Below are 24,650 nucleotides of genomic sequence, written 5' to 3'. Positions count from 1 at the left end.
ACAAGCGAGCTGCAGGATGCTTAAGAGCTGTGGTATATCAGCCGCGACAAGCGCTTAGCGCTTGTCGGTTGTCGTCCCGCCGGTGCCGGTACGTGTGACGTTCCCACGCTCGTCTTCCACCTCGACCTCGGTGCGCCGCACCTTGTCGGTGATGGTTTCGGTGTGCTGGGTCGCATCCTTGCGCAGGCCCACCTCCTCGACGACGCGGGCGTCCTTGGAGACCACCGCCTCCTCGACACGCTCAGTCGCTTCGATGGTCTTCTCGGCAAACAGTGCCTCGTCGGCGGCCGTTACCGGACGATCAACCCTTTGCCGGTCGACGTGGACCGTCTCCTCACGGAGGCTCACCTGCTCGTTTACCGGCGTCTCGACGGCGTAAGAGCGCAGCCGCACCCGGCCCTGCTCGGTGACCCGCTTGCCGACGTTCAGACGCTCCTCAACGACGGGGATAGTCTCCCGGCTGCCGACTTGCGCATCATGTGCCGCGCCAGTGACACCAGATACCCCACTAGCATAGGAACCTGCGGAACTGGCCCCACCCGCGGCATGCAGACCGGTGGTGCCGGCCGACGCTCCGGTTGCCGGAATACCGCCCGCAGCCTCGGCACCCGTTGCACCTGCGGTGTAGCCGCTCCAGCCCTCCTGCCGCCAGGACGACTCGCGCTCGTCCAGGTCGACCGCGTTGGTCTGCTCAAGGATATCGGCGACTGCACGGATCTTGCTGTCGTCGGCAGAGACCGTCAGCATCGTGCCGCCGCGGTTCAGCCCCTCGCTGTAGGAGTAGCGGTCCTCCTCCGGCAGGAAGAGGTCTTTAAGCGAACCCCAGAAGCCGCCTTCGTCCCGGGTGTGGTCGTAAGCTCCGGTGCTCTGAGCAGTGCTGCCCTCGCGGCCCTGAACGAGGCGGACCGAGGACTCGGGAATGCCGGCGGCGACGAGTTTGCTGAGCGCGTTCTGAGCGTCCTGCCGGTTATCGTACAGGGCTGTGATCGTCTGGGTCATGGTCTGTTTCCTCCGTAGGTGTGGTGGGTTCAGCCCCCTCCGGACCTATGCGTTCGATCACCGCGCGCTGCTTGCGCAGGGTGACCGGAACCTCGACGTCCTCGTTCGTGCTCGTCTCGCGGATGTGCACCTCCTCCTTGAGGATCAGGCGCTTCTCGACGACGAGGACCTCTTCGAGGATTGGGATGATGGTGACGCTGCCTTCCGTGCGCGTCTGAGGAACAGGCTCGCCTTCCTTGATGACGCGGTCGATGGGCAGCCGACTGACGCCCACGGTGTTGCCGTGCAGCGACTCGCGGAGCACCTTTTCGATGGTTTCTGTTTGTGTGCTGACGCGGACGCGACCTTTTTCGCGTAGCCGCTTCTCGATGTGAGCAGTTTCCTCGACGACAGGAAGAACAAGCTCCTCCTCTGCTCGCAGCTCGAGCGGGGTTAGATCTTCGTCTGTACCGCCGTTTTGCGACGGCACTTGCGTGGAAGCACCGTCGTCACTTGCCACAGGAGGTGTTTTGATCATTGTGGCCTGACCTGTTCTGCAGCACGAGAACGGTCCATGCCCTGAGGCAGTTCCGCAGAATGTTAAAGCCGATCACATTGGCTAAGCTTTGCTGAGACGGCGCCTTTCATCCGAAGCGAGAAGAGGGAGGTGCGAACTTGAGCCGGACTCCGTGAAGATCCCGGCCTAGCTGCAGTGGTGGTCATCTGGGCACAACCCGGGCCTTGAGCCGCTGAACGGAAGCCGCCATTGACAACCAAAATCAGGGCGCATCCGCTATCGTGGCCACGTGGGCTCGACGAGCGAAAGGCGCAGTATGAGGCGCCCAGACAAGCTGCTGAGACATGTGTACAAGCACGGCGGCTCCGCAACGTGCTACCCGTTCAGCCGACAGTGGACATCCTGATGGTTAGGTCATCCACGAAGTCAGGCTAAGCCCACCTTATGGCGCGATATCATCCGCACAAGCGCAACCTGGTGGCACAAAACGTTGGTGATCAAGTGCCGCTCAGCCTACAGCAGAAAAAATCCAATCCATTGATAATGAATTCAATCGCAGCCTTGGTCATGCTGTTGCTGTCAACAGCTTACCACACGCCAGTCAACGCCAAAGATAGATCCTCGCCGGTCACTCGTGAATATCTTGTAGGCAGCTGGGGTACGGACGGCTGCAAGCCTCCCGCTGTTGTTTATTCGCAGGACGGGACAACGGATGAAGGCTCTGCTCGATGGAGCCTTAAAGGCGGTCAGCTTGTGGTCGTCGCAGAGGGCACGCGGACGGAGAGCGTCGTCGAACGGCTGGGACGGAACCGGATGAGGCTCAACACGGCGGATGGACCCTTCGACCTAACGCGTTGCAGGTAGTGGCCCATTAGACCTCGGTATGACCCCGCCGGCGTAGGGCAGCTAACACTGCGCCGGGAACAGCCCCGAGCGCGACAATGATCAAAAGCAGCGGGACGACAACAGGCTCAGTTGATCCTCCTGACGGGAAAAGCGTGATCGCGAGAAAAGCGCATGCCGCTCCCGCTAGCGGAACCCCGCAAGCGACGCCGAGAGCAGGAAGACGCATCAGCATCGTCAGGAGAAAAGCGCAGACGAAGCTGGCCAGTACCACTGCCGATATGATCATCGCAGCTGCGCGTCCTTCTGCTTGGCAATTCGTTGAGCTTCCGCACGGCAATCGCTTGGCGTCATGCCATATTGTCTACGGAACAGCCGACTGAGGTGGGCAGCATCGCTGAAGCCGAACCGCTCCGCAATCGCACAGATTGGCTCTGCGGAAGTCGCATCCTCAAGAGTTGCTCGTGCGACTTCAAGACGGCGGCGACGGATATAGTATTGAACGCCGCCTTCTTCCTCAAACAGGCGATAGAGTGTAGCGCGCGAAACTGCCAGAGTACGGCAGAGCCTTGCCGTATTGAGAGAGGGAGAGCCGAGTCCTTCATCGATTGCACCCCGTGCCAGCAGTGCGAGGCCGCGTCGGCCAACGACGGCTTGGGATGCCCTTCCTGTTCCTGCAAGTGCCAGAACAAGGAGATCGATGACTCCACGTGCCAGCATCATCCCACTACTCCTCGGGAGCTCCGGCACGGCACTCCGAAGGCTGAGCAGATGCGTGGTCAGGAACGATGCTGTATGCGAGGCAATGGCAACTCCATGGAGTGCGGCAACGTCAAGACCACGACTAGCAGCAAGGGCGCGAGGCACGATCAGGATAATTGTCTGACTTGCGCTTGAAACGTGGGACGAGGCTTTTGCAAGATCAGCCAGGTGAAGACTTCCCGGGCGGGTTTTAACGTGGATGTCGCCCCATGTTCCCTTTGCCTCTCCCTGGATTGTCAAAGCAACAACAAGAGAGTCCGAGCTCCAGGACTTTATCAAGCCGACGTCGCGCGCCCACTCCTGCGACGTGATCTTGGAGTATATGATTAATATATTATCGAGATAGAGGCGATCCGCAGTGACGTCGAATGGCTCTAGCGGAACACAACGGTAGAACGGCGCGAAGCTTGGCCAATCCTGATGCAGCCATGCCTCATGCCGGTCCCGAACCGGTAGGGCAGTGGTAGAAAATCGCTGCAATTCCAGTTTGAGCACCCCCGTTTCTGGTTTATCTTTCAGCATCGCCTTTCCCCATAGGCAACGACATAAATTGTAAAAACAGGCGTTCCAGATAGGCTTTGTAGTCGCGACAGGCTCGGCAGGCTAAATCCATGGAAACGTTGTTTACAATGACGTCTAGTTGCACTGCAGGTCTAACGCGCTCTCCAGCTCTTGATGCGCTTCTGCACGTGCGTTCCACTTTGTTCCGGGCTTGATACACATGTTCAAGCCGGTGGTACATGCGTTCAAGACCGGTCTGAGAGATGCGTGCTACCGCGGCGATCGGCAGAACGAAGAGCTGCTCGAGTGAGACGCTGGCCCGATGAAGCATCAGACGTCTCCTCGTGGATCGAGGGAGCGTGGTATGGGCAGTCTCGGCACTTGTCGGCGGGGCATAGTGGCGCCATTAATCAGATTGTCAGGGGCAGCGGTCTTCGCAGGATGTGGAATTACATCTGCACTGGTTCAGCCCGTTCAAGCACAGACTGTCGCCGATAAGCGCTTTGTGGTCACTAACCACACGCCTGGTGCAATCATCGACTTCCGTGTTCTGGCACCTGGCAGGCGCTGGAGTGAGAACTGGCTAAAGATACCGATCCCAGGGCGAGGGGGCCGGAACCTCGCATTCAATGCCGACCGCCCCTCGAATTGCATGATGACAGCCCGTGTCATCATTGATTTTGGCTCCCGCGGCATGTCAAACGAGAGGGTTATCGAAGAACCGGTCAACTTCTGCGGACTTGCAGTAATCAACGTCCTGAACGATAGACTTAGGCTTGAAAGTGACACGGGTGCGCCTCAATATGTACCGCGTGTGCCAAATCGGCAGGCTGAATTTGAACCTGTAAGCGAGCCATACCGGCCTGGCGACTGGGTTCTCGGCAGATGGCGGAACGGCGAGCATTGGTACCCTGGCATCGTCGAGAGTGCCGCACGCGCTACAGTGACCATCCGTTATGATGACGGCGATCGAGAAACCGCGCACGTCAGCCGCGTCCGCTCTTACACGTGGTCTGTTGGTACGCGGATCGAGTGCAACTGGAAGGGCAGTGGAACTTGGCATTCAGGTCGCATCACATCATTGAACGGTGATATGCTGAACATTGACTACGATGACGGTGACCGTGAGCGCACGCGCACGGGCAAATGCCGCTCGCGTTAAGAGCTGCGCTCTGCGTGGGGGCTGCTGACCACAAAAGCTGCCCCCGATCCCAACGGTGCCACTTTCCTAGAAGCTCGACGAGAGTCATCTCACGAACTGCAGCCCTCCTTACAGCCAGCAGGGCAGCTTCCGGTGTGCGCCCCAAGGTCAGTACCGGAACGGGTAAGGGCCGAGGAACAGGTCACCGAGGGCCTTCCGGTATCTGTAGGTGAACCAGCGCTGACGCAGGTGTTCCGCCCGATCGTGTAGGATGTGGCAGCGCTGGCAGAGCGCCCGTAGGTTCTTGGGATCGTTGTTGCCTGGATCATGGTCCAGGTGAGCGCAGGCCAGATAGACGCGGGTGGTCCGTAGCGCTGTACCTGCCGGCATGGACTCCACGGGTGTCAGCTTAAGCGGGCGCCCCTTTCCGCTGCGCCAAGTCTGCGTCGCAGCATCCCACCAGCGTCCGTCGCCAAGGTGGAAAACCAATTGCCCATGCGGTCGACCACACTCCTCACAGCAGCCTTTGGCGCGCCCGAAGCGGATCACCTCAGATAGCTGTGACCAATCGATAGGATAGAAGAAGCGATTTTCCGGGCGAATGGGCACGGCGGTTAGCCCCCTGCACGCGCTTGGCTGCGCGTGCGCGCCTGCGGGAAGTACCGGTAGAAGGTGAAGCGGCTCACCCCCAGGCGCTTGGCGATCGCAGCCACCGAGATGTTGCCAGCAGCGAGCAGAGCCCGGGCTACTTCTAGATCAGCCTCGCTCAGCATTTTGGGTCGCCCCCCTTTTCGCCCACGGGCCAGAGCGGCCTTCAAGCCCTCCATGGTGCGCTCGCGGTTGAGGTCGAGGAAGTACTCGGCCATGGCGCCATGCATCTGCAGGGCAAAGCGTCCGTGGGCGGTAGCGCTGTCGAACTGCTCGGTCAGGGAGCGGAAGTGGATCTCCTTGAGCCGCAGGCCATCAATGGTGCGCATCATCTCGACGAGGGAACGGCCTAGGCGATCCAGCTTCCACACCACCAGGACGTCGGTCGGGCGCAGGTAGGCGAGGGCGGCTTCGAACTCCGGGCGCTTGGTCCCAGCCTTACCGCTCTTCTTCTCTTCAAAAATTTTTTCGCAACCTGCCTTCAGAAGCGCATCGCGCTGAAGGTTGAGGTTTTGGTCCTGGGTCGAGACACGCGCATAGCCAACAAGCATGTCACGATAGTCCCACAAGAGGGTTTTTCTGGCAATAGATTTGCTACCATATTTTCGTTACACAAACGGGGCTGTTTCAGGGTTTTGGCCAGCCGCTCCGACTGAGTGTTAGAAAAACGAACGTTTTCTGCACACATGTGATCGCACAACTAGAGGACGCTCGTGATCGCAAGCCAACTTTTCATGCGAATGCGACGAGCCGTTCGCTGGCCTGTGTCGTGTAGCGCGTGCGCATCTCAAGCTTCGTCGACTCTGCCCATTCACTGCCGATCCTCAAATTAGGACTGGACCCGCGCGATCGCTGAGCCAATGTCTGTCTCTAAAACGGAAGTTACCTTCGCTTGATCAATGTTACTGCGCCTCCGGCAGAGCCGATCCACTCGGAAGGCACCATACGCAGCGAGTTACGTATGTCTGATCGGTCCCGCGTTGTTGGGATGATGCTGAAGGCTACGCGCCAAATCGTGGCACGTGAGGAGTTTGTCGAGGATGCGATGTGGTGCGCAGAAATGACCGAGGTCACTGAGAACAACGAGGGCGTCGCCGCGCTCCGCGCCAAGGTGGTTGCGTGCCGGATAAAAGCTGCCCTGATGCGAGATGTCATGGGACAGCTAGCAACCGTACTGACGAGACTGCCACTTGAACCGGCCTAGATAATCAACGCTGGAATTTAAGCGATGCCTCGCTGGCTTTTCGAAATGCTCTGCGTTGCGGCTTTCTCAGCACCCGTCGGGGCTGCTTGGATGTACGCATGGCCGTTAGTTACAGGACGCCAGCTACCATCAGCTCTGAACCCTGAGCTGGCTTTGCTCGCCGCGCTCATTCTTCTCTCTAGCTCGGGTCTTACGATGCTGATGTCCGCACGCATCCAGTCTGACCGCAGATGATCCGCGTTGAGCCCGTAATGCGCTAAGTAGGATGGGCGTGCAGCCACGCATTCGGCAGTGCGGACACCGTCGATCCGTCACAAGCCACGCCTATGAGCTGCAACTATCGACAACAGGATGTTGGGTGAGCCCAGTGCAGACAGTGGCGGAGTGGTGCGCGCAAGGTTATCGCGGTCTGCGTGTCATGTGCTGCCCCGAATGCGGGCAGGAGACGCGCAGCAGTTGGGAGGAGTTAGGCGCCACGTTGGATGATGATGTGGTTGTGGTGGCGCAGCGGGTGTGCTGCGAAGTGTGCTTGAAACCTCTTACTGGGATTGCTGTTGTCACCTACAGGGAGGCGGCATGAGGAGTTGCCAGGCCGTGTACGCTTGAGCATCATCGCATCACGCGGGAAGCATGCCGATGCCGGGTGGGCGACGAAGACGTTTCGACCGACACGCAGCCTTGGTGCTTGCTGGTATCGGCGCGCTTGTGGCGGCCGTGTTCTGGTTCATCACGTCCCAATTCGCTTAGCCGCCTACTAGCGGCCAGCAGCTCTCCGTTACGTTCAGGAGCGACCGGTTTGGGATGGCTTCCTGCCTTAGTGAGCCAGCAGAGCGCGATGCAGCGGGCGCGGTTGGGCCGGGGAACGACTTCGCCTGAGCACACTTCTCATCCGGCCTGTCATAGGCGTCGTAAGCCGGGAGAGTCGAATGGCTAAGGACGTGACCACCTACACCCTCAAGCAAGCCCTCGCCGCAAAGGTTGAGGACCACATCGAGATCGCCGTGGAGGCAGAGGACGGGACGAAGTTCAAGATCCGGGCGACCGCGGATCAGCTCGACGCGCTCACGGGTGATCTGGAGACGATCCTGGACGCTGACGACGCGGACGCTGAGTAATCCGGCAAGGCGGCGCCGACCTCTCCCCCGGCAATCCCAGGACCGAGGGCCGGCGCCGCCACCTACCCGATCCGTCAAACTTAACGAAGGGCCAACCACATCCGAACAGGACGCGGAAACCGTTACGCTAAGACGCGTTAGCCGGACGATCACCCCCACGCAGATGCGGAGCCCATACGATGACCATCACCGTCTTCGACCCCATCCGCGGCCAGATGGTTACGATCCAAGTCCCAGCTCCACGGCCGCGCTGACGCCGGCGCGGCCGTGGAGCTGTGGCGGAGCATCGCGCTTACTCTAAGGATATCTACGCGGCTTGATGGCAGAAGGCCTGCGTACTCGGAACCGTGTTTCTCAGCCTATGTGCCAATACAGTGGTTGGAAAACGGTTGTTTTTCATACATACATGGTTGCACAAATATAGGACCTCATGGGGTGAGTAGCGGCAGTTTAGCGGTTATGAGATGAACGTCTGGACTACAGGTCGAAACGGACGATCCGACAGCGGCAATTTAGCCTATCTCGAACACTTCAAGATCTTGGGACATGGCCTGATCGCGCCGTTGGGCTCCACGCTCGGCACGCAACTCGCGCTCAGCCAAGAGCCAGAACTCGATTTCAAAACCATCCGGACGATGGTTGCGCTCCCATAGCTCATAGGCGCGCTGCCGGATTTCAGCTGGTGTGATCGGACGTTCGTCCTGTGACATTGGTACGAGCTCTATAACATCGACCGGAAACATTTATCCCATGTCTGCGGCGAGGCATACGGCAGCGGTCTGGATCGAATTATTGATCTCGAACAAAAGCCTCATAGTTCAGGTTTTTTCGGCCACTCCATGTCGAGCCTCAGCCGTGTGCGGAACAGGACATGGCCAGCCTCGTCGCGGACCAGCGCTGCGATATACCGCTCCTGCGCCTGCATCATCGCAGCTCGGCGACGAGGACCATGCAGCGCTTCACGCGCGATCTCGGGCAATAGCGACACAGCAGCCGCACAGGCCTCATTCAGATCGAAGAACTCAAGACCATCATCGTCGCGTGTGATAATATCACCATCTGCGACATCAATGTGGAAGAGCATAGGCAGCCTCATACAACCAGATAGCCACGCTGCCATTTACTTCGAATGTTGTCGTTAACCTATCTGATTCGATTGTGCACTGTTCCACTACGGCTAAGGAACTGCTCGAATTGCCTTCCATCGCGAACCGAGGAGGAAAGGCTTACCCTAACAGATTCCGTCGCTTGTAATTTAAAGGTTGATAAGCGGCGTAGCGGCTTGAAGGTCACAACCTACGCCTATGTTAGTGCTGCTCAATTGGTACGCGTGGTCGCGGTCCCTAAAGGGCAGGGAGGACGCGAAATGCAGTTGCTGCGACAGGGAGCGCACGGGCCGCTCGTACGCAAGCTTGAGGCTTTTGCGCCTTTACAGGTAACTGATAGGGTTGCGCTCACCGCGATCGAGACCGCAGGACAGTTCTTCCCGGCAGGTAAAGATCTCATCTGCGAGGGCGACCGGCCACAAGGCATGCTTGTGATTGGACAAGGCTTTGCCTGTCAATACAAGTTGCGGGAGAATGGAACGCGTCAGATCCTCGCCTACCTTTTACCGGGCGATGTCTGTGACCTCGCCACGTCGCGGCTCGACAGAATGGATTATGCTATTGGCACTCTTTCCACATGCCGGGCCGTGTGGGTTGCTCCTTGGATAGTCGCAGATCTCCAGCGGCGGCCCGCCGTGATGCAGGCGCTACAAACAGCAGCGCGCGTCAATGAGGCGACTTTACGTGCGTGGCTTGTAAACATCGGCTGCCGCTCAGCCGTAGAGCGCCTCGCCCATCTTTTCTGCGAGCTGTACGTGCGATTGCGCGCGGTCGGGCTGACCAAGGACCAGACGTTCCTGCTGCCAATTACGCAGGTTGATCTGGCGGACACTGCCGGCATAACACCGGTACACGTCAATCGCTCCTTAGGTACACTCAGGCGTGCGGGCCTTATTGAGCGTAAAGGTAGACATTTTACAATCCTTGACTTGCCACGCCTTGCGGAAATCGCTGAGTTCAAGGCAAATTACCTGCAACTGGACGAGATGGCCTCTGAACGGGATCGTAGCACTTCGCAACAGCTGCGTGCCATTGGTCCCCACCCTCACGTTTCAGAAGCCCAACCTCGTACCTTCTGAAACGCGAGAGCTGGAAGTTCGGTACGCTCTACACGACAAGCTCGTAGCCTATGATCAAGTCGAATTCGCTACTCAGCTGCCTGCCTCTCCGCTCGTCCGCCGGTACGACCTAGACCCAGTTCTTTCGCCAGCGCAGATCGCATGGTTGAATAACCAGGAGCAGTCATCGGGTAGTCCGAGGGAAGGCCATAGCGCTCACGGTAGGAGAAAGGATCGAGGCCATGCACTCCAAGGTGCCGCTTCAGCGTCTTGTAGGGCTTGCCATCGATGAACGAGATCAAGGCATCTGGCGTGATCGACTTGCGGATTTGCGCCGCGGTCGCCTGCTTAACATCGGCTTCGGCTGCAGATGCCGAGCCTGTGATGCTTAGAGATGCAAGTTTGGCATAGACTGCTGGGATGAGTCCGGGCAACTCGGCTGCGGGAACTCGATTGTTGGCGACATATGAGGTGACGATTTCGGCGGCGCGCTCGAGCAGATCCTCACGAGAGAGGGCGCCGATCGTATTGCTCTCCAAGATGATTACCCCTGGTATCTCGATGTCTGACTCCGCCCTACTTACCCAAGTCAGAACGGAATGTCTCGTGGCGAAATCTCGCGCGCGGCACCCGAGCCTGGCATTTGCGGAAGGGCACGCTGGTTAGAATTGTACTTGCCTCCTCGTGCATGAAAGCGACAGGCTGCAGGCGATCCTTGCGCAGCCTAATGTGTGCAAGGCTGATCACAAGGCGGTTTTCCGGCCCGAACCGACTGACGGCGTAGACTCAGCGGCTTCTTGACCGCTCGCTCTCAACCGAGGCGCACACGTCTTGCTGGAGGCAGGCACGCTAGCTCGGCGGTTGCGTGCATAAACCGAGCCTTCTTGAACGCAGAAACGCAGATTACCGTTGGGCTTGGAAACATCCAGGAAGGCTATGGGTCGCCCTTCAGCCTTCACCGTCTCATCAGGAACACGACTGTGACCACCGTTCCTCCTGGCACAAAAGCCGAACCGTGCGCTCGCATCGAGCGCGGTCAGGGGTGTGGCGTTGAGCGCTGTGGGCTCTGCGAAGCTCGTGCAGTCAGCATCTGCAACGCAATCGAGGAGGATCAGCTCAGCGAACTGGCCCGGGCAACCACGGTGGTCGAGCTCGCGCCAGGTGAGGTCTTCCGGAACGAGGGTGCTTCACCGGAGTACCTGTTCAACATCATCTCGGGGTCGGTGAAACTGTTCAAGCTCCTGGCTGATGGTCGTCGCGCGGTCATTGGGTTCCTGACGGTGGGCGATTTCATCGGTTTTGGCCGCCCTGATGCCGTGCCCTGCAGTGCCGAAGCCCTTACGAACGTTCGGCTGTGCCGGTTTGAGCGCGGCAAGTTCCGCGTCCTCCTGGAGACCTATCCAAAGCTCGAGCGTCGTCTCCTCGCTGTAGCATCTGACGAGGTTGCAGCTGGTCAGGAGCACATGACTCTGCTTGGCCGTCTGACGGCGGACGAGCGGGTTGCCCGCTTCCTCCTGGCGCGAGCGGAAGCATCTCAACGGCTGGGGGGCTCTAGCAAGGATCTCGAGCTGCCGATGACGCGCTCTGACATCGCCGACTATCTTGGTCTGACCATCGAGACCGTGAGCCGTGTCTTCACAAGGCTGCGCCGGAAGGGGCTCATCGACTACAAGACGGCAAGATCGGTCACTCTCCAGGATCGACCGGGTCTTCTGGCGATCAGCGAAGGCGGGTAGCCAAAAAACAATCTTTGTGAAGAAGCGCTACGCCGCACTGGCAAGGCAGCATGAGGTGGGTGAGCAGGCCTGCCGCGCTGCCGGCTTGCGGTTGGCTGCCCCGAAACTGCTGCTCTAACAGCAGGTTTTCCGCCCCGTTTGACTCAGATCAATGCGCGCATTGGCTCGCAGGATCATGGTGCCAGATTAAGGGGGATCACCATGCTTGCTGCATCAGAACACTACCGTTGATACGGCGGCCATCTGTTCACGCTCGGCAAGATAGCGCACCAAGCAGGCCGAACATCAGCAAGAGCAGATCAGGCCGAAGGATAGACATCCGCTCCATCACGTCTGCGAACGCCACTGTGCGCTCCTATGCGCGCAATCAGTTTCTGGACGAAATTCCCTAAGAAACCCTTATCCCAGGCTACACTTCGGATGGCGATCGATCACGTTGAAGGGCCTTATCCATCCTCCAATCCGCTGGAGCGCGACGCCCGTTTAGCGAACACTGATCACAAGGTCGCACCTAGTGAGATTGCGATCGGCGTGATTATCGGCCGGACGGCAGAGTATTTCGATTTCTTTGTGTTCGCGATTGCATCTGTGGTGGTGTTTCCAAAGGTGTTCCTGCCTTTTTTGGAGCCCCTGACCGCAACGCTTTATTCCTTCGCGATTTTCGCGCTCGCCTTCATCGCGAGGCCCCTTGGAACAGCCGTCTTCACAGCCATCGATCGTCGGCATGGCCGGGGCGTAAAGCTAACCACGGCGCTGTTTCTGCTCGGCTTTTCTACGATGGCGATCTCCTTCCTGCCCGGCTACGCGCAGATCGGGGTTTGGTCGCTTTACCTCTTGGCTGGACTGCGGATTGGGCAGGGCCTGGCGCTGGGTGGCGCCTGGGACGGCCTTGCCTCGCTGCTAGCGCTGAATGCGCCCATCGAACGACGCGGCTTCTATGCAGCTATCCCTCAGCTCGGTGCGCCGTTCGGCTTCATCGTGGCCGCCGTCATGTTCTCATACCTCCTGCTCAACCTGACAGATGGCGAGTTTTTGGATTGGGGCTGGCGTTACCCCTTCTTCTGCGCCTTTGCCGTCAATGTTGTGGCTTTGTTCTCACGCCTGCGGCTCGTTGCGACGGACGAGTTTTCCCGCCTCCTTGAGCAGCGGCGGCTTGAGCCTTCGCCCATCATCCCGCTGATCCGCAACCACTCACGAGAGCTTCTCATCGGCGCGCTGATACCGCTGGCGAGCTTTGCCCTGTTTCATCTCGTGACCGTGTTCCCGATCAGCTGGATCAACCTCTTCACAGAGCGCTCGCCGGGCGAGTTTCTCATGATCCAGTGCTCGGGCGCCTTTATCTGCGCGGGTGCGGTCATGGCCTCTGGGCTCATCGCCGATCAGATCGGTCGCCGCATGCTGCTGATGATCACGGCAGGCCTGATCGCGGTCTTCGCTCTCGGCAGCATCATCGCGCCGCTGCTCGTCGAAGAGAACGCGATTGGGCAGACGATCTATGTCAACGCGGGTTTTGCCCTGCTTGGGCTGTCCTACGGCCAGTCCTCCGGAGCGGTCACGTCCCGGCTTGAACAGCGCTTCCGCTACACCGGAGCGGCTCTCACAAGCGACCTGGCTTGGCTGCTGGGAGCGGGGTTCGCTCCCCTGATCGTGCTGTTTCTGTCAGCCCGCTACGGCCTCGCCTGCGTGGGTCTGTACCTGCTGTCCGGTGCAATCACGACCTTGCTGGCGCTTGGCAGCTCGCGCTCAGAAATCCGGCAGGTCTGAACCGTGCTCCCTGGTCACCCTCGCGCCATCCGGCCGCGTCCAGCCCGCGCGCCGGCGAGAGATGATGAAGCAAGCCCCATGGTCTCACCGTCTCGCCCTTCCTTTGCTCTCCGCCGCTCGCAAGGCCCGCGGGTGAGCAGCATGCTGCGAAGCCTAGCCGTGCTAGCCGCCTCTAGTCTGCTGGCCGGGTGCAACATGGTTGTCATGAACCCGTCCGGGGACATCGCAACACAGCAGCGCAACCTCATTATCGTGTCCACCGCGCTCATGCTGCTGGTGATTGTGCCGGTGATTGCGCTCACCTTCATCTTCGCGCGCCGGTATCGTGCCTCGAACCCAGACGCGACCTACGATCCGGATTGGCACCACTCGACCCAGCTCGAGGTTGTGATCTGGACGGTGCCGCTGTTGATCATCATGGCACTCGGCGCGATCACCTGGATCTCCACACACACACTCGACCCATTCAAGCCGTTGTCGCGCCTCGGCCCTAACCGCCCGATCCCGGCCGACACCAAGCCACTCGAGGTGCAGGTCGTCGCCCTCGATTGGAAATGGCTGTTCATCTACCCCGAGTACGGGGTTGCAAGCGTCAACGAGATGGCGGCGCCGGTCGACCGGCCGATCACGTTCAGGATCACGTCGTCCTCTGTCTGGAACACGTTCTACGTCCCAGCGCTCGCCGGTATGATCTACGCCATGCCCGGCATGGAGACGAAGCTCCACGCTGTCATGAACAAGGAAGGAACGTTTCGGGGGCTATCGGCTCACTACAGCGGACCCGGGTTCTCCCGGATGAACTTCGGCTTCCGCAGCCTGCCGGCCGCAGGCTTCGACGAGTGGGTTGCGAAGGCCAAAGCGTCCGGCACAAACCTCAACCGCGAGGCTTACCTGGCGCTTGAGAAGCCGAGCGAGGCTGATCCGGTTCGGTTCTTCAGCAGCGTGCAGGCCGGCATCTATGACGTCATCCTTGGCATGTGCCCCGAACCCGGCCTGATGTGCGTCACCGAGATGCACCAGATCGACCGAGCTGGAGGTGGGGGGCGAGCCAGCGAAGAGAACCGCAAGCGGCTCGACTACGACAACCGTCGCCTGGAGTCCGGCACCGAGCCTTCGGGCGCCACCTTCCCGGCCTCGGGTCGTCCGCCGCAAGGCTCAGTCCAGCCGGAAGGCATGGATCCCCGCGACCAGACCCTGAGCCGGGACGGGGTCAACAAGCCAAAAACCGAGCCTGATCAGGGCCAGGGCAACGCCCTGCCGGGCGCCGACCGGACACCTGCGCCGGCCCAGCTCAACACTGCGCCCCCCCAGGGCCGCTAGCATCGACCGATACGGGCATTCCCATGTTCTCGAACATCGATCTCCAGCAGCTTGTCTTCGGGCGCCTGACGCTCGAAGCTATCCCCTATCATGAGCCGATCCTGCTCGTGACCTTTGCAGCTGTTGCGCTGGGCGGCTTGGCTCTCGTTGGCGCCGTCACTTGGTACGGCCAATGGGGCTATCTCTGGCGTGAGTGGTTCACGAGCGTCGATCACAAAAAGATCGGCATCATGTACATCATCCTCGCCATCGTAATGCTGCTGCGCGGCTTTGCCGACGCAATCATGATGGTCACACAAAAGGCTCTCTCGGTCGGAGAGGCACAGGGTTACCTGCCACCGCATCACTACGATCAGATCTTCACCGCCCACGGCACGATCATGATCTTCTTCATGGCGATGCCATTCGTGACCGGGGTGATGAATTACATCATGCCGCTCCAGATCGGAGCGCGCGATGTGGCCTTTCCATTTCTCAACAACTTCAGCTTCTGGATGACGGCAGGCGGCGCCATCCTGACGATGCTGTCGCTGTTTGTGGGCGAGTTTGCCCGTACGGGTTGGCTTGCCTACCCGCCGCTCTCCGGAGCAGCCTACAGCCCGGGCGTCGGTGTCGATTACTACATCTGGAGCCTACAGATCGCCGGCGTCGGCACGACGCTGTCTGCGATCAATTTGATCGCGACCATCGTGAAGATGCGCGCGCCCGGCATGACTATGATGAAGCTGCCGGTGTTCTGCTGGACCACGCTCGCTAGCAATGCAATCATCGTCACGATTTTTCCGGTTCTGACCGCCACGTTGGCTCTTCTGGCCTGTGATCGTTACGTGGGGACACACTTCTTCACGAACGATTACGGCGGCAACTCGATGCTGTACATGAACCTCATCTGGATCTGGGGGCATCCGGAGGTTTACGTACTCGTCCTACCTGCCTTCGGCATCTACTCGGAGATCGTCTCGACGTTCTGCGGAAAGCGGCTGTTTGGCTATACGTCGATGGTCTACGCCACCGCTGTCATCGCGCTCGTGTCATGGCTGACCTGGCTCCACCACTTCTTCACGATGGGTGCCGGCGCCAACGTCAACGCCTTCTTCGGCATCACGACCATGATCATCTCGATCCCGACCGGGGCCAAGGTGTTCAACTGGCTGTTCACCATGTACCGGGGCAAGATCCGCTTCGAGGGCCCCTTCATTTGGGTCATGGGTTTCATCCCGACCTTCGTGCTGGGTGGCCTGACCGGCGTGCTGCTTGCCGTGCCGCCGGCCGACTTTGTCCTCCACAACAGCCTGTTCCTGGTTGCGCATTTCCACAACGTCATCATCGGCGGCGTCGTGTTCGGGCTGCTCGCCGGCGTGCAGTACTGGTTCCCGAAAGCCTTCGGCTTCCGTCTCGACCCCTTCTGGGGAAAGGTCAGCTTCTGGTGCTGGCTGGTTGGCTTCTGGGTCGTGTTCACGCCGATCTATGCCCTCGGTCTAATGGGCGAGACGCGTCGGACCCAGCATTTCGACGATCCGTCGGTGCAGCCCTACCTGATGGTTGCGGCGTTCGGCGCCTTCATCATCATGGCTGGCATCCTGGCCTTTGTCGTGCAGCTTCTCGTGAGCATCCTGCGACGCGAGCAGCTGCGTGACCTTACCGGTGATCCCTGGGGTGGACGGACGCTTGAGTGGTCCACCTCCTCACCCCCACCCCCCTACAACTTCGCGTTCACACCCGTGGTGCACGATCTCGACGCCTGGTGGGACATGAAGAAGCGCGGCCATGAGCGGCCAGCAGGAGGCTTCAGACCCATTCACATGCCCTGCAACACGGCGATGGGCATGACACTGGCCGCTCTGAGCACTGTGCTTGGGTTTGCCTTGGTCTGGTACGTGTGGTGGCTCGCCGCCCTGTCGCTCATTGCCCTGATTGCGGTCTCGATCAGGCACACGTTCAACTACCACACGAGCTTCTATATCCCGGCCGCGGAAGTGAACCGGCTCGAAGCCCAGAGAGCGGCGCAACTGGTGGGACGGGTCTGAGCCATGCATGAAGTGACCGCCCCACCCGGCGCTACGGCTCCGGTCTTCTACGAGCAGGAGGAGCATGCCCACGGTGACGGGGGCACGCTCCTGGGCTTCTGGCTCTACCTGATGAGCGACTGCCTCATTTTTGCGGTGCTCTTCGCCTGCTACGGCGTGCTCGGCCGGAACTACGCGGCAGGCCCATCCGGCGCCGAGCTGTTCGACCTCAAGCTCGTTGCTCTCAACACCAGCCTCCTGCTCCTGTCCTCCATCACCTATGGCTTTGCCATGCTGAAGATGGAGGAGGAGCAGGTGGACGCGGTCCTGCGCTGGCTCGCCGCGACAGGCGTGCTCGGAGCTGGGTTCCTCGCCATCGAGTTCTATGAGTTCGCGCACCTGATCCATGAGGGCGCCACGCCCCAGCGGAGCGCCTTTCTCTCTTCGTTCTTCCTCCTGGTCGGGACGCACGGGCTCCACGTGACATTCGGGATCATCTGGCTCGTGACGCTGATGTTCCAGGTGCGGCAGCACGGGCTGATCGCTGACAACCAGCGTCGCCTCCTATGCCTCTCGATGTTCTGGCATTTCCTCGACGTGGTGTGGATCGGCGTCTTCACCTTTGTGTACCTGATGGGAGCGACGCGATGAGTGCTCCGGCTCACCCTGTACACGGCACTGGTCCACATATGCATGGGACCGGCCACGGCCCTGCTCATGGCACCCGGTCGGGCTACATGACGGGGTTCATCCTCTCAGTCATCCTCACGGCAATACCGTTCTGGCTCGTGATGGGCGATGTTCTCGACAGCAAGCTTAAGACCGATATCGTCATCATGGGCTTTGCCGTCGTGCAGATTTTCGTCCACATGATCTATTTCTTGCACTTAAACATGAAATCCGAGGGCGGATGGACCTTTCTCGCCCTCGTTTTCACGCTGACGCTTGTGCTGATTACCTTGGTTGGATCGATATGGGTGATGTATCACATGGATCAGAACATGATGCCCATGTCGCCCAACGAGGCTCTGCACAAGCCATGATCGCGTGCTTCCGAAGCAAGCAAGACGCAAGACGCCCTATGTGATGCAGCGCATGGGTGTGAATTTGACATGAGTGCTATCGCCTATCCAAGCTTTGCAGTGTCGGTTTGATTGGGGGCCAGCCCCCTCATCATGACCACACCAGGCACGGTGGAAAGCGCAACAGTAGGAAACCAACAAATGGTGTGGGGGTTGATGGGAGACGTCTAGAGCGGCGGCTTGGATGGAGGAGGACTTGCGCGAGGATCACGGAGCGGCGCAGGTTCGTCCCGATCTGGATGTGCTTCTTGCTGCCGTCGAAGCGGCCGGGGAAGCCATCCTCATCACCTCGGCCGATCTCGATGAGCCCGGACCACGCATCGAGTACACCAATTCGGCCTTCACCCGCATGACCGGCTACGAAGCGCACGAGGTCCTCGGGCGATCACCGCGGCTGCTGCAGGGGCCGGAGACCGACGGTGGGGTCCTGCACCGGATGCGCATGGCTCTTGGGGCTGGTAACCCCTTCCAAGGCGAGACCATCAACTACCGCAAGGACGGATCAACCTACGTGGTAGAGTGGCTCATCACGCCAGTGCGTGAGAAGAACGGCTCCATCACGCACTGGGTCTCGGCGCAGCGTGACGTAACAGAGCGTCATGCTTACGAGGAGCGCCAGAAGCTCATGGTGCGCGAGTTGCACCATCGCGTCAAAAATACGCTCGCGACCGTGCAGGCGGTGATGAACGCCACCGTTCGCTCTTCCCTCTCGATCTCAGAGTTCACTCGTGCATTGACCGCTCGGATCAGCTCGCTGGCGCGGACTCACGCGCTGATCACGGAGGATCTCTCACAAGCGGCTTCGTTTGAGGGATTGCTGCGGTCGGAACTCGATCCGTACAACGATCATGGGCGGATTACCTTGGAAGGTCCCAGGGTCATGCTGCCGTCCAACCTTGCCGTGCCGGTAAGCATGGCTCTGCACGAGTTGACGACCAACGCCCTGCAACACGGCGCTCTCGCCGATCCTAAAGGTCGGGTCGAGGTCACTTGGTGGATTGAGGACGGCTCCAGCGGACAGTGCCTGCGATGGAACTGGGACGAGCATGACGGCCCTCCGGTCGGGCATCCTACCCGGGAGGGGTTCGGACACCGCCTCCTGAACAAGGTCCTGGCCGCACAGACAAAGGCTGAGGTCGAGGTTGCCTTCGAACCGGACGGGATCCGCGTTCGCGCTCGCGTACCGCTTCAGTGAGCGAAGTTGCGGGCACTCCGCCTGTCAAGGTCCCCGCCAAGACCCGCTAACGCCAAAGCGATCAGCGTCTCAAGCATCCGCGCGCCGGGCTGCTCCGCTAGCGGGTGACGCGGGATGATAGCTCGCGTGGGCGACAGATAAGGGGTGCTCAGCCCGGGGGTGCCTTCAACCGCTCACGCTCTAACTTCGCTTCCGGACAAGCGCATGGTCCGACGCGGCTCAGAAAGAGGATGACGTGGGTCTGGGAGCCAAGCTGATCATGGCAGCCATTGGTGTGTGCATCGTACTTATGTTGATCGAGGTGCTATCCCCTGCGAAGCACTGTGACGAAGGGCAGGTTCCTGTAGACACGATCGCGGGCATAGCGTGCATGCCGCGCATCAAGAATTAAACCCAAGATTGAACTTCGGGACGGTAACGTAGTCCTGACTGCACCGCCGACACATCCTGGTACTCGGTGCACGCCGGCGCCAGCCATGGGCATTGCCCAATGAGAGTACGGTGCCCGCGCATGAGTTCGGATGCCTGCGACAAAATCGATGCCGCCACAACCGCATGGCTTACACCATTAACCATTAGTTAGGCCTCGATCACGTTTTTGCGAGCAGGAGATTTTGTACGGAAGCCGACAATGCGTCTGACCCTCAAAACAGTTCTAATTGGCTCCATTGGCCTTCTGGCCCTGGCCGCCGTCGGCCAAGGTGCAGCCAGCATCAGCAAAATCACATCTGTAGAGCAAAGCTCATCAGCCGTAACAAAAAATTGGCTCCCTTCAGTAAGCATAATCAACGAGATAAATACCTCAACGCGCGATGTAAGAGTTAAGCTCTACCGCTTCGTTGTCGCGTCCAACACGGTGGAAGGATTTTCCAAGAATGAAGCCGCTTTAATTGAGGCTAATCACAACCTCGAGGCGTTGAAGCGCCGCTATGAGCCGCTGATCAGCTCGGCCGAGGAGAAGGCGCTCTATGATGCTTTTTCTTCGACCTGGCTTCGCTATATCGAGCAGGAGGAACATGTTCGCACGCTCATGAAGCAGGGGAACAAGGCGGAAGCGCTTGCCCTGCTTACCAGCGAGGAAATGGGAAGCCTCAACCGAGCTGCCATGCAAGCCCTCACAAAAGGCGTTGAGCTCAATAAGCGTGGGGCAAATGCAAGCGGAACTGCCGCTGCTGAGAGTGCGGCAGAGGCCATCCTCACAGCCTACGTGATGACAGCGATCTCATTGGTGATCGGTCTTTGTGCCATCCTGTTCAGCCTGTTTGGAGTCGCACGTCCAATCGAGCGTATGACGGCTGCCATGGGCAGACTTGCTGCCGGTGACGCGGCAACGACCGTGCCGAGCACCGACAGGCAGGATGAAATCGGTGCGATGGCTGCGGCCGTTCAGGTGTTCAAGGACAACCTGATCCGCACCCGTGAGCTGGAGCAGGAAACAGCCCAGGCCCGGCTCGCAGCCGAGGAGCAGCGCAAGCTTGGGATGCGCCAGATGGCTGATGATTTCGAGCGTGCCGTAGGCGGCATCATCGGGACAGTCACTGCGGCCGCGACCGAGTTGCAGGCGACTGCTCAGAGCATGGCTGGCACCGCAACCGAGACCGCCAACCAGTCCATCACTGTCGCGACCGCGGCCGAGGAAGCAGCAAGCAATGTCAGCACAGTGGCAGCGGCCGCCGAGGAGCTTAGCTCATCGGTGCATGAAATCGGCCGGCAAGTTGACGGGTCGGCCAGCCTTGCGCAGGTCGCGGTAAGCGAGGCTGATCACAGCGCAGCTCTCGTACAAGAACTGAGCGGTGCCGTGGCCCAGATCGGCGACGTGGTGACAATGATCTCGACAATCGCCGGTCAGACTAACCTGCTCGCCCTGAACGCTACGATCGAGGCAGCCCGTGCTGGCGAAGCTGGCCGTGGCTTCGCAGTCGTTGCAACCGAGGTAAAGGAGCTTGCCAGCCAGACCGCTAAAGCCACCGACGAAATTTCCGGTCACATTGCGCGGATCCAAGGGTCGACCGGTCAGGCCGTAGCAGCCATTGCTGGCATCGCCGAACGCATCAAGGAAATCAGCGGGGTTGCGACCAGCATCGCAGCGGCGGTGGAGGAGCAGGGCGCAGCCACGCAGGAGATCGTGCGCAACGTGGCCCAGGCGGCAACCGGCACGGGCGAGGTCACAGCTAACATCGCTGGCGTAGCTCAGGCTTCCGAGGAGACAGGTGCAGCGGCGAGCCAAGTGCTTGGCGCAGCCTCCGAATTGTCGCGACAGTCTGAGCACCTCTCAACCGAAGTGAACCGGTTTCTGACGACGGTCCGCGCGGCCTGATCTGAGAACCAGCCTGCCCGGGCGCCCTGGCGCGCTCGGGAGGTCGTTCGATTAAGCTTCTGTTTACCTTACCAATAGGTTATCGAACCAAACCCCCGATCGGTTCACTATCTCTACGCCAATCGGGAGACGGGACATGCCACAGCATATGGAGCCGTTAGGTTCGGACACACTCGCTCACATTTCGCACGCGGATTTTACCTTGGCTTGGTGCGCCATCGTAGGTGAGCCCCCAGCTCTTATGCTGGAGAGTCGATCCGAGATGATCCGCCTGCTCGTGGAAAGTATCCCTGTTGCACCATGGAGCTTTGATGAAAAGGCTTTGTGGCCTTCTCCGGAAACACCTGTTTGAAGCTTCCCATCTAACAACGGTAGAAAAAGGAAGCAATCGCCGCAGCATTATCACTCTAAGTTGAACCGCGACCGGCTGAGCCTGTTAATTCGCAGTTCTCCATACGCGATAGAAAGTCCACGACCCTCTCTACAGCTCGATGCTGTAAGGCAACATTTTAGGCGCACAAGGTATGACCGCGCGATAGCGGGCATACGACTCATGATACATCGCCTCACCGGTTACATTGAGACCAAGTTGGTCTTCCTGGCAGCGCTAATCGCATGCCTCTGCATTGCAGCCACGCTAGGGTTCTATCAGCACGTGAACACCGTTCGCGCTGGAACCGATAACCTCATCGCCAGCAATCTCCGCGCGCGACACCTCGTGCAGCTACTCACGCTTGTGCAAAATGCTGAAACTGGACAACGCGGTTACCTTCTGACGGGTCGAGATGAATATCTGCAACCTTATGTTCAGGCGATCTCACAGATTGATCAGAGCCTTCTCACACTGCAGAAAGATTACACCCACAACGATCTCGCGAAGCAGGTCATAATCAGCATCGATCAGCAGGTTCGCGCCAAGTTTTCCGAGATGAAATCTACGATCGAGGCGCGACAACGAGATGGATTAGAAGCCGCCCTCTCAATTGTGCAGCAAGATACGGGTAAGCGCCTCATGGATGCTGTCCACACTGATGTGGGTCACCTCCTTGAGGCCGAGAGAACTGCGATTAATCGCAGCGCTCTGTGGCAGCGCGACGCCGCGAAACGCGACGCCACGTTTTGGGTTTGGATGGCCCCGATGATTTTGCTACCGGTTGCCTCCTGCTTGCTGCTTGCTTTTCGTGACGCGCGGCGAGGTCGGCGTGAGGGCGCGCGTCTAGCCCACGCATCAAGCCACGACCCACTGACAGGCTTGCTCAACCGCTCGGCACTGATCGATCAGCTAGACGCTGCACTGCTCCGCCGGCCTTCCGAAGTTGGGCTGCTCTACCTAGATTTGAACGACTTCAAAGCTGTCAACGACAGCTTAGGCCACGCTGTCGGTGATCGCCTTTTGGTTGCAGCCGCACAGTGCCTCCGGGAGACGTTGCGTCCGGTCGATGCGATCGCACGCATCGGCGGTGACGAGTTCGTAGTGGTGGTAGAACAGTGCTCCTCACCATCGTTCCTGCTTACCCTGGCAAGGCGTGTGGAGGTTGCTCTTGAAGAGATCCAGCTACCTGAACTGAGCAGTCGTCGAATTGGCGGAAGCGTTGGGATAGCCCACAGCGCGGAGGATGCTTCCTCGACTGCACGCCTCCTCGAGGTGGCTGATACGGCCATGTACAAGCGGAAAGGGCAGCTGCGCCAAATACGTGCCAACCCTTCGAGACCACGCCTCAGCATTGTATAAAGCAGGTGACTGTCAACTTCTTATGAGCCCTGCCGGTTGACTTGGAACCGCTGGCTGCCGGATGCTCATATGGAGTTGCCGGAAAACGCCCAAAGACCCATCTGATACTGATGCGCGCCGAGCTCCTTGACCTCACCGACGGCATGCTGCTCGGCGCGGACAGCAGAAAGGGCGCTCCATGGCGCCCTTTCCGCATCCTCAGATTCTTCAGGGCTCAGGTAGCCTTGCGCCCGCCCTTGCCTTTGGTGGTGCCTTCCTCAGCGTCCGTCTCTGAACCTTCGACGTTGATCCGCTCGGCGATCTCGGAAAGCAGCTGATCGGTCTTCTTTTCTTCCTGCAGGGTCTCATCCAGCAGCTTGGCGGCGTCCGCGTAGCCGAGCTGGCTCGCCCAGGTCTTCAGCGTGCCGTAGCGGGCGATCTCGTAGTGCTCGACCGCCTGCGCACAGGCCGCCAGCACAGCGTCCGCCGCCGGGCTATCCTCGAAGTCCTCAAGATCTTCTTCCATTTCCGAGGTCAGGCCCTGCATCGCCTCGCAGGTCTTGGCACGCGCCGGCTTACCGATGATCTCGAACACCTGCTGCAGGCGCTCGACCTGATTGGCGCTTTCCTCGGCATGGGTCTCGAAGGCTTGGCGCAGCTCATCGTGCTCGGCCGCCTTGGCCGACTTCTTCAAAGCCCGGACAGACTGCTTTTCCGCGTAATAGACGTCCTTGAGGGTTTCGTAGAACGCATCCTGCAAGGTTTTCTGCTTGGTGGCCATGTAGTCCTGTCTCCCGTGTGCTATTTAATCGGCTCGCCGGCAGCGTGGCAGCTCCCTGCGTTTTCGTAAGAACGTGCCGCGTGGGAGGCGGGTCCATAAATTGATCTGTTAAAAATTCCTGTGCATGGTGGGGAAGACGTCTTCGTTCAAGGAACCTTATGCGGCCCGCAGCTCGCGCAGGATCTGCTCGACCAGCCCTGAGGAGTAGGGTTTGTCGATGAAGCGGGCTTTGGCAGGTAGGTCCCCGGGTCCTGGCTTGGTCGCACCCGAGCAGACAACAATCAGGATCTCTGGTGACCTTGCCCCCTGGATTGCCCTTGTTCTGAAGCTAGGGTCCGTCGAAGAGGAGACGGACGATGAAGAAGAGCCGGTTCAGCGAAGAGCAGATCATCGGCATCCTGAAGGAGCAGCAGGCCGGGCTACCGGTCGTTGAGATCTGCCGTCGCCACGGCATCAGCGACGCGACGTTCTACACGTGGCGCTCGCGTTTCGGCGGCATGGAGGTCTCTGACGCGCGTCGCCTAAAGGCGCTCGACGAGGAGAACCGCAAGCTCAAGAAGCTCCTGGCCGAGGCGATGCTCGACGTGGCGACGCTGCGTGAGGCGCTGGGAAAAAACTTCTGACGCCCGGCGCACGGAGAACGGCCGTGAACTGGGCCATCGCGGAGAAGGGCTATTCGCAGCGTCGCGCCTGCGGGCTGATCGGCCTGGAGCCGAAGACATACCGCTACGCCTCGACCCGCGGTGACGATGCAGCCGTGCGGGCACGCCTGCGCAGCCTGGCCGGCGAGCGCCGCCGGTTCGGCTACCGGCGCCTGCTCATCCTGATGCAGCGTGAGGGCCTCATACTCAACCACAAGAAGCTC

The 24,650-nt window shown here is 59.7% G+C and carries 20 protein-coding genes and 1 pseudogene; 12 read left to right on the top strand and 9 right to left on the bottom strand.

The features are described 5' to 3' along the window. Positions 1 to 54: 54 nt before the first annotated feature. The 5 genes from HNR51_RS25335 to HNR51_RS25320 all read right to left on the bottom strand — a co-directional run bounded on the left by HNR51_RS25335 (position 55) and on the right by HNR51_RS25320 (position 5,941). Positions 55 to 999: a YsnF/AvaK domain-containing protein gene (locus tag HNR51_RS25335; RefSeq protein ID WP_182556778.1), complete on the bottom strand. Its 945-nt coding sequence runs from the start codon at positions 997 to 999 to the stop codon at positions 55 to 57. After that, positions 968 to 1,420, bottom strand: a complete 453-nt coding sequence (locus HNR51_RS25330; RefSeq protein ID WP_239681603.1) for a DUF2382 domain-containing protein — start codon at positions 1,418 to 1,420, stop codon at positions 968 to 970. Before HNR51_RS25330 ends, HNR51_RS25335 begins: the two co-directional genes overlap by 32 nt. Before the next feature lie 1,203 nt (positions 1,421 to 2,623). Then, on the bottom strand, positions 2,624 to 3,622 hold the full coding sequence (locus tag HNR51_RS25325) for a helix-turn-helix domain-containing protein (RefSeq protein ID WP_182556776.1): 999 nt from the start codon (positions 3,620 to 3,622) through the stop codon (positions 2,624 to 2,626). Between the two features lie 1,288 nt (positions 3,623 to 4,910). After that, complete coding sequence (locus HNR51_RS26855; RefSeq protein ID WP_231347163.1) at positions 4,911 to 5,351, bottom strand: HNH endonuclease signature motif containing protein; 441 nt, start codon at positions 5,349 to 5,351, stop codon at positions 4,911 to 4,913. A 5-nt stretch (positions 5,352 to 5,356) separates the two neighbouring features. Further along, complete coding sequence (locus tag HNR51_RS25320; protein WP_182556775.1) at positions 5,357 to 5,941, bottom strand: recombinase family protein; 585 nt, start codon at positions 5,939 to 5,941, stop codon at positions 5,357 to 5,359. Positions 5,942 to 7,520: 1,579 nt separating this feature from the next. Here HNR51_RS25320 and HNR51_RS25315 point away from each other — a divergent pair. Continuing rightward, positions 7,521 to 7,709: a hypothetical protein gene (locus tag HNR51_RS25315; protein ID WP_182556774.1), complete on the top strand. Its 189-nt coding sequence runs from the start codon at positions 7,521 to 7,523 to the stop codon at positions 7,707 to 7,709. A gap of 512 nt (positions 7,710 to 8,221) precedes the next feature. On the opposite strand, the gene HNR51_RS25310 is transcribed toward HNR51_RS25315, so the two are convergent. Both HNR51_RS25310 and HNR51_RS25305 read right to left on the bottom strand, forming a co-directional pair. Further along, the gene (locus HNR51_RS25310; protein WP_182556773.1) at positions 8,222 to 8,419 is read right to left on the bottom strand and encodes a DUF2934 domain-containing protein; all 198 of its coding nucleotides are present in this window, start codon (positions 8,417 to 8,419) and stop codon (positions 8,222 to 8,224) included. 101 nt (positions 8,420 to 8,520) lie between these two features. Next, a complete protein-coding gene (locus HNR51_RS25305; protein ID WP_182556772.1) occupies positions 8,521 to 8,793 on the bottom strand; it encodes a DUF6894 family protein in 273 nt (90 codons plus the stop codon). Between the two features lie 198 nt (positions 8,794 to 8,991). On the opposite strand from HNR51_RS25305, the gene HNR51_RS25300 reads away from it, so the two are divergent. Beyond that, positions 8,992 to 9,894, top strand: coding sequence for a Crp/Fnr family transcriptional regulator (locus HNR51_RS25300; RefSeq protein WP_306424270.1), 903 nt, complete (start codon positions 8,992 to 8,994; stop codon positions 9,892 to 9,894). Positions 9,895 to 9,962: 68 nt separating this feature from the next. On the opposite strand, the gene HNR51_RS25295 is transcribed toward HNR51_RS25300, so the two are convergent. After that, positions 9,963 to 10,412 (bottom strand): Ros/MucR family transcriptional regulator, encoded by a 450-nt coding sequence (locus tag HNR51_RS25295; RefSeq protein WP_210280251.1) that lies wholly within the window; start codon positions 10,410 to 10,412, stop codon positions 9,963 to 9,965. 345 nt (positions 10,413 to 10,757) lie between these two features. On the opposite strand from HNR51_RS25295, the gene HNR51_RS25290 reads away from it, so the two are divergent. The 9 genes from HNR51_RS25290 (at position 10,758) to HNR51_RS25250 (ending at position 23,025) form a co-directional block, all read left to right on the top strand. After that, positions 10,758 to 11,609 carry a Crp/Fnr family transcriptional regulator gene (locus HNR51_RS25290; RefSeq protein ID WP_182556771.1) on the top strand — a complete coding sequence of 284 codons (852 nt, stop codon included), beginning with the start codon at positions 10,758 to 10,760 and terminating at the stop codon, positions 11,607 to 11,609. Between the two features lie 420 nt (positions 11,610 to 12,029). Next, positions 12,030 to 13,373, top strand: coding sequence for an MFS transporter (locus HNR51_RS25285; protein ID WP_182556770.1), 1,344 nt, complete (start codon positions 12,030 to 12,032; stop codon positions 13,371 to 13,373). Positions 13,374 to 13,451: 78 nt separating this feature from the next. After that, positions 13,452 to 14,693 carry a ubiquinol oxidase subunit II gene (gene cyoA, locus HNR51_RS25280; protein WP_182556769.1) on the top strand — a complete coding sequence of 414 codons (1,242 nt, stop codon included), beginning with the start codon at positions 13,452 to 13,454 and terminating at the stop codon, positions 14,691 to 14,693. 23 nt (positions 14,694 to 14,716) lie between these two features. Further along, complete coding sequence (gene cyoB / locus HNR51_RS25275; protein WP_182556768.1) at positions 14,717 to 16,720, top strand: cytochrome o ubiquinol oxidase subunit I; 2,004 nt, start codon at positions 14,717 to 14,719, stop codon at positions 16,718 to 16,720. A gap of 3 nt (positions 16,721 to 16,723) precedes the next feature. Further along, positions 16,724 to 17,350, top strand: a complete 627-nt coding sequence (cyoC, locus tag HNR51_RS25270; RefSeq protein ID WP_182556767.1) for a cytochrome o ubiquinol oxidase subunit III — start codon at positions 16,724 to 16,726, stop codon at positions 17,348 to 17,350. Further along, positions 17,347 to 17,742 (top strand): cytochrome o ubiquinol oxidase subunit IV, encoded by a 396-nt coding sequence (cyoD, locus tag HNR51_RS25265; protein WP_182556766.1) that lies wholly within the window; start codon positions 17,347 to 17,349, stop codon positions 17,740 to 17,742. The genes cyoC and cyoD overlap by 4 nt, the downstream gene beginning before the upstream one ends. A gap of 235 nt (positions 17,743 to 17,977) precedes the next feature. Beyond that, positions 17,978 to 18,976, top strand: a complete 999-nt coding sequence (locus tag HNR51_RS25260; RefSeq protein WP_238228579.1) for an HWE histidine kinase domain-containing protein — start codon at positions 17,978 to 17,980, stop codon at positions 18,974 to 18,976. 631 nt (positions 18,977 to 19,607) lie between these two features. Further along, positions 19,608 to 21,293, top strand: a complete 1,686-nt coding sequence (locus HNR51_RS25255) for a methyl-accepting chemotaxis protein (RefSeq protein ID WP_182556764.1) — start codon at positions 19,608 to 19,610, stop codon at positions 21,291 to 21,293. A 655-nt stretch (positions 21,294 to 21,948) separates the two neighbouring features. Beyond that, positions 21,949 to 23,025, top strand: coding sequence for a diguanylate cyclase domain-containing protein (locus HNR51_RS25250; protein ID WP_182556763.1), 1,077 nt, complete (start codon positions 21,949 to 21,951; stop codon positions 23,023 to 23,025). Between the two features lie 214 nt (positions 23,026 to 23,239). Here the strand turns inward: HNR51_RS25250 and HNR51_RS25245 are convergent, their stop codons facing one another. Next, positions 23,240 to 23,785 (bottom strand): YciE/YciF ferroxidase family protein, encoded by a 546-nt coding sequence (locus HNR51_RS25245; protein ID WP_182556762.1) that lies wholly within the window; start codon positions 23,783 to 23,785, stop codon positions 23,240 to 23,242. Between the two features lie 356 nt (positions 23,786 to 24,141). Between HNR51_RS25245 and HNR51_RS25240 the strand changes: the two are divergent. Beyond that, positions 24,142 to 24,650: pseudogene (locus HNR51_RS25240) on the top strand (transposase); the annotation flags it as partial.

The sequence above is a fragment of the Methylorubrum thiocyanatum genome (assembly GCA_014138645.1).
GTDB classification, from domain to species: domain Bacteria; phylum Pseudomonadota; class Alphaproteobacteria; order Rhizobiales; family Beijerinckiaceae; genus Methylobacterium; species Methylobacterium thiocyanatum.
Note: the sequence above shows the minus strand (reverse complement) of the source record. Positions and strands in the feature narration are given on the sequence as shown.

What these genes read in the sequence shown, in the direction of transcription:
- HNR51_RS25245 (WP_182556762.1), bottom strand. Translation starts at nt 23,785, where the DNA reads ATGGCCACCAAGCAGAAAACCTTGCAGGATGCGTTCTACGAAACCCTC.
- cyoC (WP_182556767.1), top strand. Translation starts at nt 16,724, where the DNA reads ATGCATGAAGTGACCGCCCCACCCGGCGCTACGGCTCCGGTCTTCTAC.
- HNR51_RS25320 (WP_182556775.1), bottom strand. Translation starts at nt 5,941, where the DNA reads ATGCTTGTTGGCTATGCGCGTGTCTCGACCCAGGACCAAAACCTCAAC.
- HNR51_RS25285 (WP_182556770.1), top strand. Translation starts at nt 12,030, where the DNA reads ATGGCGATCGATCACGTTGAAGGGCCTTATCCATCCTCCAATCCGCTG.
- cyoD (WP_182556766.1), top strand. Translation starts at nt 17,347, where the DNA reads ATGAGTGCTCCGGCTCACCCTGTACACGGCACTGGTCCACATATGCAT.
- HNR51_RS25325 (WP_182556776.1), bottom strand. Translation starts at nt 3,622, where the DNA reads ATGCTGAAAGATAAACCAGAAACGGGGGTGCTCAAACTGGAATTGCAG.
- HNR51_RS25335 (WP_182556778.1), bottom strand. Translation starts at nt 999, where the DNA reads ATGACCCAGACGATCACAGCCCTGTACGATAACCGGCAGGACGCTCAG.
- HNR51_RS25305 (WP_182556772.1), bottom strand. Translation starts at nt 8,793, where the DNA reads ATGCTCTTCCACATTGATGTCGCAGATGGTGATATTATCACACGCGAC.
- HNR51_RS25255 (WP_182556764.1), top strand. Translation starts at nt 19,608, where the DNA reads ATGCGTCTGACCCTCAAAACAGTTCTAATTGGCTCCATTGGCCTTCTG.
- cyoB (WP_182556768.1), top strand. Translation starts at nt 14,717, where the DNA reads ATGTTCTCGAACATCGATCTCCAGCAGCTTGTCTTCGGGCGCCTGACG.
- HNR51_RS25310 (WP_182556773.1), bottom strand. Translation starts at nt 8,419, where the DNA reads ATGTCACAGGACGAACGTCCGATCACACCAGCTGAAATCCGGCAGCGC.
- cyoA (WP_182556769.1), top strand. Translation starts at nt 13,452, where the DNA reads ATGGTCTCACCGTCTCGCCCTTCCTTTGCTCTCCGCCGCTCGCAAGGC.
- HNR51_RS25315 (WP_182556774.1), top strand. Translation starts at nt 7,521, where the DNA reads ATGGCTAAGGACGTGACCACCTACACCCTCAAGCAAGCCCTCGCCGCA.